Below are 11,563 nucleotides of genomic sequence, written 5' to 3'. Positions count from 1 at the left end.
ACCGATGGCCACCGATCCTAACCCCAACAGCCCGATCAGATCTCCCAAGCGCAGATCTGGGAAAGCCACCACGCTGGCTGCCAGGATCCCCACCACCCAAGCACCCACTTGGCCGATCTGCACCAGCAACAACTGCAGAGAAGGGCTGGAGATCCACCGATTGGCTGCGGATCCCAGCAGGCGCCGCACGGCCCGAACGCCATAGCGGGTGGCCCAGAGGATCACTGCAGCAATCAAGAAGCCCGGCAACAGCTCGATGCCTCGCCCCACCATCTCCAAAAGACTGCGGTTGATGGTTTGAAGTAGTTCGTTCATATCTTTGCCCTTGCTCCGCTATCGACCACGATGAACGCCAGATCACTCTATAACACCGTTGAACTGCGGCGGGAACACTCAATTAGGACTCAGGGAGGCCCTCTGGGGGTTCCTCCTCAGCTAGTATCCGCCACCGCTGAGGTTCTGCTGCGCTTGCTACCCTGAACAGAGCCACTCTGCCGCAAGATGAAGTTCAGGGTAACGAGGGCAGCATGGCCAACTACGACTGGATTGTCATCGGCGGCGGGATCACCGGAGCGGCCTTGAGCTACGAGCTGGCCCGTCAAGGGGGATCCGTTCTCCTCATAGAGAAGGAAGCGCTGCCGCCCAGTGCCACGCGCTACAGCTACGGTGGCCTGGCCCATTGGGCGGGGAAAACCCCCCTGCTCAAAGCTTTGGGGGAAGAAGGGATCCAACGCTACCGCATCCTGTCAGAGGAGCTGGAGGCGGATATTCACTTTCGCGAGCTGGATCTGCTCCTGCCGATTGCCCCTGGCCACCAGCTAGAAGCTGTCGAAGCAGATCTGGCCGACTGTCGCATCCCACCCCGGCGGATTTCTGTAGAGACGGCCTGTGAGCTGGAGCCCCTCTTGCATCCGGCGGCCCTAGAGGGTGTGCTCTGGGCCCGGCATGGCCACATTCACCCCTGGCTGACGACGCTGGCTTTTCAGAAGGCTTTCCACCGCCTGGGCGGATCCCTGCTCTTGCAAACCGTGACGGGCCTGCGGCGACAGGGGCAGCACATTACGGGCGTGGAGACCGATACAAGCTTCTATGGCGCAGCCCAGGTGGTGGTGTGCGCCGGCGGCTGGACGCGGGCTCTGTTGCGCCAGGCCGGGATCCGGGCCCCTATCTACTTCACCCACGCCGAATCCCTCGAGCTGAAGCCTGCAGAGGTGCGGTTGAGAAGCATCGTCATGAGCGCGCCCGTGCGGCGTTTGGAGCTGGAGCGGCAAGCGGCCCACCCCGACCGGGATCCCTTTTGGGATGAGCCGGGGCAGGAGCTCTGCCCGCCGATTTTGGATGTCGGGATCCTGCAATTTGTGGACGGCAGCATTCGCCTGGGCCAGATCAGCCGGGTGCTGACGGATCCCATGGCCGAGGTGGATGCCGCTGCCAGCGAAGCCCAGATCCGGGAACAGGCCGGTCGCTACCTGCCCCAGGTGGCCCGCCTGCCCGGGCGGTGGTATCACTGCTTGGTGGCCTTCAGCGCCGATCACCAGCCTCTGGTCGGATCCCTGCCCGGCTGGGAAGGCCTGCAACTGTTTTCCGGCTTCAGCAACCCTTTGGCCATCGTGCCAGCCCTGGCCCGTCGTTTCGCCCAACAGGCTTATGGACAAGTGGACGAATGGATCCCTGCTCTGTCTCCGGGGCGGTTTGTCCAGGTTTTGAGTTGAATACCTCACCTGTCGATTGTCAATGGCCATCGCCGAACAGCTCTGAGATACGGCTATCCCATCTGCCGCATAATGGAAGCCGGGGATTTTCCGCGTCGGACATGATGCTCAACAGTGTGCCCAGTGCCATCGATCTCAGCCAAAAGCGCATCTTGCTCACGGGGGGCAGCGGCTTTTTGGGCAAACATGTGCTGCAGCAGTTGCAAGTGCTGGGGGTGAAGCCGGAGCAGGTGCGGATCCCGCGCTCCCGCACCCACGACCTGCGCCGCTGGGAAGTCTGCCAAGAGGTGGTGCAGGGGCAAGATATCGTCATCCATTTGGCGGCCCACGTGGGCGGCATCGGCCTCAACCAGGCCAAGCCGGCGGAGCTTTTCTACGACAACCTGATCATGGGATCCCAGCTCATCCACGCCGCCTATCTAGCTGGGGTGGAGAAGTTTGTCTGCGTGGGCACCATCTGCGCCTATCCCAAGTTCACCCCCGTCCCCTTCAAGGAAGAAGATCTCTGGAACGGCTACCCGGAGGAGACCAACGCCCCCTACGGCATCGCCAAGAAAGCCCTGCTGGTGCAACTGCAGGCCTACCGGCAGCAATATGGCTTCAACGGCATCTACCTCCTGCCGGTGAACCTCTACGGCCCCATGGACAACTTCGATCCGGAAAGCTCCCACGTGATCCCGGCCTTGATCCGCAAGGTCCACGAGGCGCAGCAGCGGGGCCAGAACTACGTCGAGGTGTGGGGAGATGGCAGCCCCACCCGCGAGTTTTTCTACGCCGAAGATGCCGCCCGCGGCATTCTCCTGGCCACCCAGCTCTACAACAGCTCCGAGCCCCTGAACCTGGGCACCGGCGAGGAGATCTCCATCCGAGATCTGATTGCCCTCATCTGCGAGCTGATGGAGTTTCGGGGCGAGATCCGCTGGCAAACGGACAAGCCCAACGGCCAGCCGCGCCGCTGCCTGGACATCTCCAAGGCCCGCGAGAGGATTGGTTTTGTGGCCAAGGTGGGGCTGCGGGAGGGGCTGCAGCGCACCATCGATTGGTACCGCCGCCACGCGCCAGCCGGCTAGGCGACAACCTGGCTCTCCAGACGGCCATCTTCCATGTGCAGCACCCGGTCGGCGATGTCGAGGATGCGGTTGTCGTGGGTCACCATCAGGATGGTGCAGCCCTGCTCCCGCGCCAACTTCTCCATCAGGGTCACCACCTCGCGGCCCGACTTGCTGTCCAGGGCTGCCGTCGGCTCATCCGCCAGCACCAATTTGGGGTGGCTGACCAGGGCCCGCGCAATGGCCACCCGCTGCTTCTGCCCACCCGAAAGTTGTTCGGGGTAGTAGTGGACGCGATCCTCGAGACCCACCGCCGCCAGCATCGCTTCCGCCCGCTCTTGGGCTTCCTGGGCGGAAAGGCCGTTGTGCAGCTCCAGAGCCATACGCACATTTTGGGCTGCCGTCAGGGAGCGCAGCAGGTTGTGGGCCTGGAAGATGTACCCCACCTGGCGGCGGATCTGGATGAGGGTGTTGGGCTGGGCGCCCCGCAGCTCCTGCCCCAACACCCGCAAGCTGCCCTCCTGCACCGAGCGCAAAGCTCCCAGGAGCGTGAGCAGCGTGGTCTTGCCGGAGCCGGAGGGGCCGGTCAACAACACGATCTCCCCCGGCTGCAAAACGAAGTTGATGTCAAAAAGCACTTGCTTGCGCAGGGATCCCTCGCCAAAGTAGTGGTTCACCCCTTCGGCTTTGACCACCGGCTCAACGGCATTTTGGGTGGAGGCGAGGGCGGCTTGATCGAGAAGGGAAGGCAGCATAGGGAGCTCAAAATCTCAAACAACTTGGGTTGACAACTTATCGTGGGCCATCATGGAAACTGCCGCGATTGAACCATCCAGAAACCTTTGGCCGGAGATCATTGAAAGGATCCCAGAAGTTTTGGGCAGTTGAGTTCAAGCCATTCAACAATCCATTTCCTCTCCCCCATGCAACGCCTTGCCAAAACTTTAGAAAATATCGGCGGGATCGGCTGCCCGCAGGCGCCGCACGGCAATAGCTCCTGAGATAAAGCACATACTCACCGCCAGGAGCAGCACCAGCACCGCCCGGTTGAAGGTCATGGCAATTGGCAGCAACGTGGCATTGGCCGTCAAATCGTAGAGCAAAACCGCCAGGGCAAAAGCGGGAATATATCCCAGACCGGCCAGCAAAATAGCTTCTTGAAACACCACCCCCAGCAAGTAAGTATCCGTGTAGCCCATGGCCTTAAGGGTGGCATATTCCGCCAGGTGATCCGACACATCGGTGTAGAGGATCTGATAGACAATCACAATGCCGACGATGAAACCCATGGCCACCCCCAGGCCGAAAATAAAGCCGATGGCCGTGCCCTCCTCCCAGTAGCTTTGCTCCATATCGATAAACTCTGCCCGCGACAGCACCCGCACATCCTCCGGCAGCAAAGCCCGCATCTGCTGCACCAACGGCTGGGGATCCACCCCCGGCTGCAGTTGCACCACACCGATATCCACGAGGCCGCGCTCCCGCTGGGGAAAAATGCGCAGGAAGTTGAGGTCGCTGGTGAGGATGGTGCCGTCGGCGCCAAAGGTAGCCCCCATCTCAAACAGACCCCCCACCTGGACGCGGCGGTTCCCCACCTCGGTAAAGACCTCTCGACCGGACTCAAACCATTCCGGGATGGGGCCAAACTCGCTGCGGGAGCGGCGGTCGAAGAGCACCACGTCCGCCTTCTTGATCTCCTCCAACTTGTCGGGGGTCAGCTCCGGCAACTCCAGCAGGTCGGCAGAGGGATCCACCCCCACCACAAAGATGCTGCGGGTGCGGCGGGTCTGGGGGTTTTTCCAGAGGGCAAAGCCCACATAGACGGGCGAGATGGCCCGTACCCCCTCAAAGCCCAGTGCCTGGTACAGCCGCCGCTGGGAAAAGGTGTTCATGGCAATGAGGGCGTTGGACTGGGGGCTGACCAGGAAGATCTCCCCCTTGAGGGCGACATGGAAGCGGATGGCGCTCTCCAGCAGGCTGTCTTGGAAGCCCAACTGCATAAACATAAGGATGCAGGCAAAGGCAATGCCCGCCAGGGCCACCAGCAGGCGGATCTTCTCCCGCGTCAACTGCAGCCAGGCCAACGGGATGCGGCGCCCGATAAACGCTACGCTGAACAGGCCGGACATCGTTCCCCCCCTACCCCTCGACCTCGATGGCCACATCCACTTGCAGGTTGGTCAGGCCAGCCACGCGGGCGCTGCTTTCCGGATCCAGGCGGATATACACCTCCACCACACGGGCATCCACATCGGCGGCGGGGTCGGTGTTGAGCACGTCTTTCTTGCCGATTTGCAGGCCCAGGCGCTCGACCCGGCCCTGCAACGTTTCTGGCAGCGCGCGGTTGCTGATGGTGGCCCGTTGTCCGGGCCGCACCCGCAGGATGTCGGTTTCGTAGACCTCCGCCACCACCATCATCTGGTCGGTGTTGCCCAGCTCGAGGATCCCTTTGTCGGCAGCGATAACTTCCCCAGGATGGGTGTGGATCTTGAGCACCTGGCCGGCCCGGGGGGCGCGGATGAGGGTGCGCTCCAGGCGGGCTTCTGCCAGCTCCAGGTTGCGGGCCAGGGATCCCAGTTGCACTTGCGCTTGGGCCCGCCTCAGCCCTGCTTCAGCGGCTTGCACCTGGGCTTGGGCGTTGCGCAGATCCCGCTCGCGGGCCAGGCGCAGTTGATCCAGAGTGGCCTCGGCAGCCCGCAAGTCCTCCTGCCGTTGCCGCACCAGCAGAGCCTTCTGGTCGAGCTCCTGCTGGGAGATAGCCCCCTCCTGCCACAGGGTCTGAAAGCGAGCCAGGTTGGCCTCAGCATCGGCCAGCTCCGCCCGAAGGCGCTCCACCACCGCCTCTTGGGATCGGATCTGCAACTGTTGCGGTTCGTCTAGACGGTTGAGGCGGGTGCGCGCCTCTTCAACTTGGGCTTGGCCAAAGCGGGTCTCGGCCTCTAGTCGGGCGCGGGCTTCTTGCAGTTGGGCGGCAGCATACTCCCGCTCCGCCAGGCGCTCGCCATAGTTTTCCAGTCGCGCCAGCACTTGGCCTGCCACCACGCGATCCCCTTCAGCCACCAACATCTCGCCCACCCGCTCCCCAGGGGGGCCGGCCACCTGCACCACTTCTCCTTCCGGCTCCAGGCGCCCCAGGGCGCCAATACGGGGGGGCAGCCGGATTTCCACTGTCGCCTCAGCATTTTCTGAGATGGACTGAGTGGCTGCCTGCCGACTCAGGCCCAGCCAGGCTAGGCTGGCACAGCCCAGCAGCGCAGCTCCCGCCGTCCACCAGAGCACCCGCCGATTCATTAGTTCCCCACTCGCTTTGGTTCCGTAGTTGGGCACCGCAAACGTGCAAACGGTTGCTGTGTCGCCAATTCTTTAATAAATGTAAATTTTGCGAGCTGAGGATGTCCAGGTTTTTCCTGGGTGCTTGCTTTTGTTTTTTTTCCTAAATCTGGGTTGATCTGTCGGCCTTCGGCAGCCCTCAGGGGCAAAAGCTACCTAGCCGTAGGAATTCCTGATATGATCTGCCCTGTTTGGTGCCTCTCTGCAGGTGCCGATTTTTTGGGTGTGGTGGCAAGGAGTGAGGTGGAGTTGCGATGGTGGAGACAATTGGAGGAGGGGATCCCGTCACGCCGTCGCCGGTTCATTCTCAGCCTTTGCTCCCGCATCGGGATCCCTTCAATCCCCTGCTTTCCACTTATCACTTTGTGGGCATCGGTGGGGTGGGGATGTCGGCTCTGGCCTACATTTTGGCCAAGCAGGGGTTTCGCGTTTCCGGCTCAGATATTGCCGCCAATGGCCGTACCCGTCGCCTGGAAGCCTTGGGGGTACGCTTTATTCAGGGCCACACTCTAGAGGGTTTGGCCGGGGATCCCCAGGTGGTCTATTCCAGCGCCATCCGCCCCAGCAACCCGGAATTGGCAGCGGCCCTAGACAAGGGACTAAAGGTTTGGCATCGAGCTGATTTACTGGCCGCCTTGTTTAACCATCGCCCCAGCATCGGCGTGGCGGGCACCCACGGCAAGACCACTACTAGCAGTATGATTGGCTACATGCTGCTGGCGGCGGGCTGGGATCCCACCTTGATTATCGGTGGGGAGATGGATGCCTGGGATGGCAACGCCCGTCTGGGCCAGGGGGAATATTGGGTGGCGGAGGTGGATGAGTCGGATGGATCCCTGGTGCGGCTTTACCCCAAGATTGGCGTGATCACCAACATCGAGCTGGATCACCCCGATCATTACGCCAATCTGGAGCAGGTAATCCGGGCCTTTCAGCAGTACGGGCAGCAGAGCCAAACCCTGGTGGCTTGCCTAGATTGCCCCAACGTGGCCACCCACCTGGCGGTGGACATTGGCTACAGCCTGGCCGGCCATCCCCAAGCCCAGTACCAGGCGCGCGAGATCGTCTATGCCGCGGACTTTACCTCCGCCGAGATCTGGGAGAGGGGATCCCTCCTCGGCCAGCTCCGCCTGCAGGTGCTGGGATCCCACAACCTCAGCAACGCTTTGGCCGCCGTTGCCGTCGGGCGGCAGTTGGGCTTGGAGTTCCCCGTGATTGCCTCTGCTCTGGCCCAGTTTCGGGGGGTGCAGCGCCGCTTTGAAGCCAAGGGCGAGGTGGGCGGGGTCACCTTTATCGACGACTATGCCCACCATCCCAGCGAGGTTCGCGCCACGCTGCGGGCGGCCCATCTGCAGCAGCGGCGGGTGGTGGCGGTGTTTCAGCCTCATCGCCACAGCCGCTTGGCCGCCTTGTTCCAAGATTTTGCCCGCTGCTTCGAGAATGCAGATGTGGTGGTGATCGTGCCCACCTATGGGGCCGGAGAAGCGTCCCCTGAGGGCTCCGATAGCTTGCGGTTAGCCGTAGCGGTGGCGGAGCACCATCCCCAGGTGCGCTACGTGTCCTCTTTGCCGCAATTGCCGCAGGTGTTGGCCTCTGTTTTGCAGCCTGGAGATCTCGCTATTTTTTTGGGCGCAGGTGATCTCAATCAGCAGATAGCCGCTACGATGCGGGCCTATGCGGCTCGGGTGGGGGAACAGCCTCTGGCAGACTTGGGGGAGAAATTGCCGGGGCAAGCGGAGAATGGGATCGGGGAGATGGGGGCTTCTGAGGTATTGGCATCATGACTACAGCTCCCTGCGTGCCCAATACCTCCAGCGTTGCCCGACTCTCTGGACGGATGCAAGCGGCGATCCCGTTGGCCCCTCTGACCAGCTTCCGGGTGGGCGGCAAGGCGGAGTGGTATTGCGAGCCGCACAACAATCTGGAGCTGCAGCAATGTTTGGCCTGGGCGCGGGCGCAAGGGATCCCTGTCACCCTGTTGGGGGCGGGCAGCAACCTGCTCATCAGCGATGCTGGCCTGCCGGGGCTGGTGATCCACACCCGGCGTTTGCGCGGGATGCAACTGTTGGAGGGGGGGAGGATCTGGGCCGCTGCCGGAGAACCTTTGATTAACCTGGCGCGGGCAGCTGCCAAGCGGGGCTGGAGCGGCTTGGAATGGGCCATCGGGATCCCGGGCACACTGGGGGGAGCGGTGGTGATGAATGCCGGCGCCCACGGACGCGCCATGGCGGACGTGTTGGTGGAAGTGCAGATTTTGGATGAAGAGCAGGAGCCCTGCCGCTTAGAACCTGTCGATCTGCAATTTGGCTACCGCCGCTCTCGCCTGCAGGACTTGCCCTGGACGGTGACGGGGGCAACGCTGCAGTTACTCCCAGGCCGGGATCCGGCCCAGGTGCAGTGGGAAACCCAGCGCAACCTCAACCAGCGCCTCAGCTCTCAGCCCTATCATCTGCCCAGTTGTGGCAGCGTCTTTCGCAACCCCGAAACTTATCCTGCCGGCTGGTTAATTGAGCAGACCGGTCTAAAGGGCTACCGGATTGGTGGGGCCCAGATCTCCGAGCGCCATGCCAATTTCATCCTCAACTGTGGCCAGGCCAGCGCCAACGACATCTACCGTCTGATTTGCTTGGCCCAAGAAAAGGTTTATCAACGATGGTCGATACTTCTGGAGCCAGAAGTGCGCATCCTGGGATCTTTTGACGATCCTTTGATGAGCTAATTTGGCCTGCTCCGTTTGTTTCTTTGATGATTTGATGATTCTGGTCTTACACTGTTCTCACCAGTCCTTGATGGATCCTCGTTGATTATTTTGCGTCGGCTTATGAGTCAGGATATGGCTACTTTACGTCGTTTAATTCGACGGCTCAATCAGTCCCACACCACCGCAGAAGAACGCCGCTATTTGGTGGAGATCGGCAGTTTGGCTGCCTTGCTCAGCGGGGAAGAAGCGGCTGCCTTGGCTCAGGATCCCACACAGCTCAGCGCCGAGCAGCACTATCGCATTTGGGATTGGGTGCGTCGCTGGGAACGGGAACACCGCCACGAAGACCTGGACTGGGATCCTACTTCAGACCGGCACAACGACTAAAACTCGAAAGGACTCCGCCCGCTACGGGATCCCGGATAGGATCTTAGGACAGAAGCCATCTCCCCAGTCTTACGTCACATGGCTTTATGAAAACCCAGAGACAATGTCTGGCCCTGCACCTGGGAGAATGGCACGGCCTGTTTTGCGAGTATCGACCCACCGCCCACGGCTGGGAACTCGTGGGCCAAAAGCGCAGCCTCATCACCTTTGAGGCTTTGGATTTGGGTGCGATCCGCCAAACCAATGCCTACTATCCCCCGCAGGGATCCCCCACCCCAGCAAGCCGCCAGAGCTGGGTCTATGAGGATTTCTCGCCCGGCTTGCGCTTTTTTCCCGATGGCTCCTTTTCCAACGGGCGGCTGCAACTGGCGCCATTTGGCGATTTTGCCGTCGAGCAGGGCTTCCTCTGGGGGGATCGCAAGGCGCGGCTGGTGCAACAGTGGGACGCCCAGGGCCGCTTGGTGGGGGTGACCGTCATCTTGGAGCGGCGCGGCCAAGCGCTGGATCTTGCTGCCGACTTTCCCTCACTTACCAAAGCGCAACTGGGCCTGGCCCTGCAAGGGCGATGGCGGGGGATCGCCCAGAGCTTTTCTGCAGTTGATAGCCTGCCCAGCGAAACTGAAGTTCAGTTTTGGGGGGAAGAGGAAACAGGGATCCGGGCTCCCTTGCCGGGGGGGCTGTGGATTGGCGGGCCGGATCCCTTGCCCATCCCCACCCTGCATCGGGATCGCCGCTTTTCCGTCAGCCTAGGCTGGTTTCCGGAAGGGCCGGAAGGCCGCCACCTGCTGCGCCTGGTGCGGGACTACGACGAGGGCGGCGCCTGGCAACGGGTTACGCTGATCCGGCTGGAACGGGATCCTGGGTGAGAAAGGTGCAAACCTGGGCAAACACCGTCTCCCGCTCACAGTCCAACGTGAGAATGTGGTCGGAGTGCTCCAGCCAATGCAGGCTCTTCTGGGCGGATCCCAGTTCTTGATAAAGCCACGCTGCTTGTTCAGGATCCACCACCGTATCTTGGCGCGGCTGCAGGATGAGGGTGGGAACTTGGATGCTGGCTACTTCCCCCCTGACCCGCTCGATGAGCTCAAGAGCGCTGCGCACTGCCGTCAGATGGAAGCTGTGAAAATAGGCCACTTTTTCTGCCAGCGCGCGGACATCGCCATCCCGAATCGGCAGGCGGAAGCGAGGGACATCTTCCAAGAGCCAGCCCAGGCTGTTGAGGTACTGCTCTGGGCGAAAGAGATAGTACCAGTGGTGGCGAATGGCAAAAAACGGCGCCAGCAGCACCAATTTGTGGACAGGATGGGCAAAGGCCAGGTGCAACGCCAGCAGGCAGCCGGTGGAAAACCCCACCAGCGAAACACGCGGGTACTCCTGCCGCAGGGCTAGGTAATGTTCCAAAACCCGCCCGTACCAGTCGGTCCAGCGGGAAGGGGGCATGCGGGGTGCTGGACGCTCGTGGCCAGGGTAGTTAAACCCCTGCACCGTCAGGCCGGCTGCCAGCAGCCGCTCCGCCAGCCACTGCAACTCGTAGACACCACCCCCCAACCCATGGAGCAGCAGGCAGGCGTGCTCCCTTGATCCCCGCCACAGAAAAGGCTCGTTGCTCAGCATCAAAACCTCGTGTCAAGACTTGACCCAGGTCAGGACAGGATCCCTTTTTAACCCAGGGCAATATCCAGCAGCAGCATCACCACAAACCCACTGAGAACGCCAAAGGTGCCCTCCCGCTCCAACCCCCGCCGGTGCGACTCGGGGATGATCTCATCTGAGATCACAAACAACATCGCCCCGGCGGCAAAGGCCATGCCCCAGGGCAGCAGGGACTGCGCCAGAGAAACCACTGTCGCTCCCACGATGCCGCCGATGGGCTCCACCAGCCCGGTCAGCAGAGCGATGGCAAAAGCAAATAGCCGCGAGTACCCCTGGCCTGCCAGCGACAAGGCCACCACCAGCCCTTCCGGCATGTTCTGCAGGCCGATCCCCAGTGCCAGCACCAGCCCATCGCCGACTTGGCCGGTGGCAAACCCCACCCCCACCGCCAGGCCTTCTGGGAAGTTGTGCAGGGCAATGGCGATGATAAAAAGCCAGATCCGCTTTAGATGGGCGCGGTTCTCCCCTTCGATCCCTTTAAAGAAGTGCTCGTGGGGAAGAAACTGGTGGGCACTCTCCAGGAAGATCGCCCCCAGCAACAGGCCCGCCACCATCACCACGGCCGCCCCCAACTGGGAATATCCCAGTGCCAGCGCCGCCTCGGTGCCCGGCACCAGCAGCGAAAACGAGGTGGCGGCCAACATCACCCCACCCCCAAACCCCAGCAGGATCCCTTGCACCCTCTCCGAGAGCGAGGGGAGAAACAGCGCCGGCAAAGCCCCCAGCCCCGT

The 11,563-nt window shown here is 61.9% G+C and carries 11 protein-coding genes and 1 pseudogene; 6 read left to right on the top strand and 6 right to left on the bottom strand.

Translation table 11 applies throughout. From position 1 onward, the window contains the following. Window positions 1–315 (bottom strand): annotated as a pseudogene (locus NW844_RS10300) (mechanosensitive ion channel family protein); the annotation flags it as partial. Window positions 316–527: 212 nt separating this feature from the next. Here NW844_RS10300 and NW844_RS10295 point away from each other — a divergent pair. Beyond that, window positions 528–1,712: an NAD(P)/FAD-dependent oxidoreductase gene (locus tag NW844_RS10295; protein ID WP_414335396.1), complete on the top strand. Its 1,185-nt coding sequence runs from the start codon at window positions 528–530 to the stop codon at window positions 1,710–1,712. Between the two features lie 101 nt (window positions 1,713–1,813). Next, window positions 1,814–2,782 (top strand): GDP-L-fucose synthase family protein, encoded by a 969-nt coding sequence (locus NW844_RS10290; RefSeq protein WP_414335395.1) that lies wholly within the window; start codon window positions 1,814–1,816, stop codon window positions 2,780–2,782. Here the strand turns inward: NW844_RS10290 and NW844_RS10285 are convergent. The 3 genes from NW844_RS10285 to NW844_RS10275 form a co-directional block, all read right to left on the bottom strand. After that, a complete protein-coding gene (locus tag NW844_RS10285) occupies window positions 2,779–3,516 on the bottom strand; it encodes a DevA family ABC transporter ATP-binding protein (protein ID WP_414335393.1) in 738 nt (245 codons plus the stop codon). The genes NW844_RS10290 and NW844_RS10285 overlap by 4 nt on opposite strands. A 189-nt stretch (window positions 3,517–3,705) precedes the next feature. Then, window positions 3,706–4,890: an ABC transporter permease DevC gene (gene devC / locus NW844_RS10280; RefSeq protein WP_414335391.1), complete on the bottom strand. Its 1,185-nt coding sequence runs from the start codon at window positions 4,888–4,890 to the stop codon at window positions 3,706–3,708. A gap of 10 nt (window positions 4,891–4,900) precedes the next feature. Continuing rightward, window positions 4,901–6,052: an ABC exporter membrane fusion protein gene (locus tag NW844_RS10275; protein ID WP_414335389.1), complete on the bottom strand. Its 1,152-nt coding sequence runs from the start codon at window positions 6,050–6,052 to the stop codon at window positions 4,901–4,903. A 293-nt stretch (window positions 6,053–6,345) separates the two neighbouring features. On the opposite strand from NW844_RS10275, the gene murC reads away from it, so the two are divergent. The 4 genes from murC to NW844_RS10255 all read left to right on the top strand — a co-directional run bounded on the left by murC (window position 6,346) and on the right by NW844_RS10255 (window position 10,045). Then, the gene (murC, locus tag NW844_RS10270; RefSeq protein ID WP_414335387.1) at window positions 6,346–7,875 is read left to right on the top strand and encodes a UDP-N-acetylmuramate--L-alanine ligase; all 1,530 of its coding nucleotides are present in this window, start codon (window positions 6,346–6,348) and stop codon (window positions 7,873–7,875) included. Further along, a complete protein-coding gene (murB, locus tag NW844_RS10265) occupies window positions 7,872–8,810 on the top strand; it encodes a UDP-N-acetylmuramate dehydrogenase (RefSeq protein WP_414335385.1) in 939 nt (312 codons plus the stop codon). The genes murC and murB overlap by 4 nt, the downstream gene beginning before the upstream one ends. Window positions 8,811–8,924: 114 nt before the next feature. Next, complete coding sequence (locus tag NW844_RS10260; RefSeq protein ID WP_414335383.1) at window positions 8,925–9,179, top strand: hypothetical protein; 255 nt, start codon at window positions 8,925–8,927, stop codon at window positions 9,177–9,179. Window positions 9,180–9,265: 86 nt separating this feature from the next. Next, complete coding sequence (locus NW844_RS10255) at window positions 9,266–10,045, top strand: DUF3598 family protein (RefSeq protein WP_414335381.1); 780 nt, start codon at window positions 9,266–9,268, stop codon at window positions 10,043–10,045. Here the strand turns inward: NW844_RS10255 and NW844_RS10250 are convergent. Beyond that, a complete protein-coding gene (locus NW844_RS10250) occupies window positions 10,011–10,793 on the bottom strand; it encodes an alpha/beta hydrolase (protein WP_414335379.1) in 783 nt (260 codons plus the stop codon). The two genes, NW844_RS10255 and NW844_RS10250, sit on opposite strands and share 35 nt — an antisense overlap. 47 nt (window positions 10,794–10,840) lie before the next feature. Beyond that, window positions 10,841–11,563 (bottom strand): ZIP family metal transporter (locus tag NW844_RS10245; protein ID WP_414335378.1); only part of this gene is annotated, 723 nt, incomplete at its 5' end.

The organism is Synechococcus sp. H55.2 (genome assembly GCF_047462495.1).
In the GTDB taxonomy this organism is placed as follows: Bacteria; Cyanobacteriota; Cyanobacteriia; order Thermostichales; family Thermostichaceae; genus Thermostichus.
This window is presented reverse-complemented; position numbering and strand designations above follow the sequence as displayed.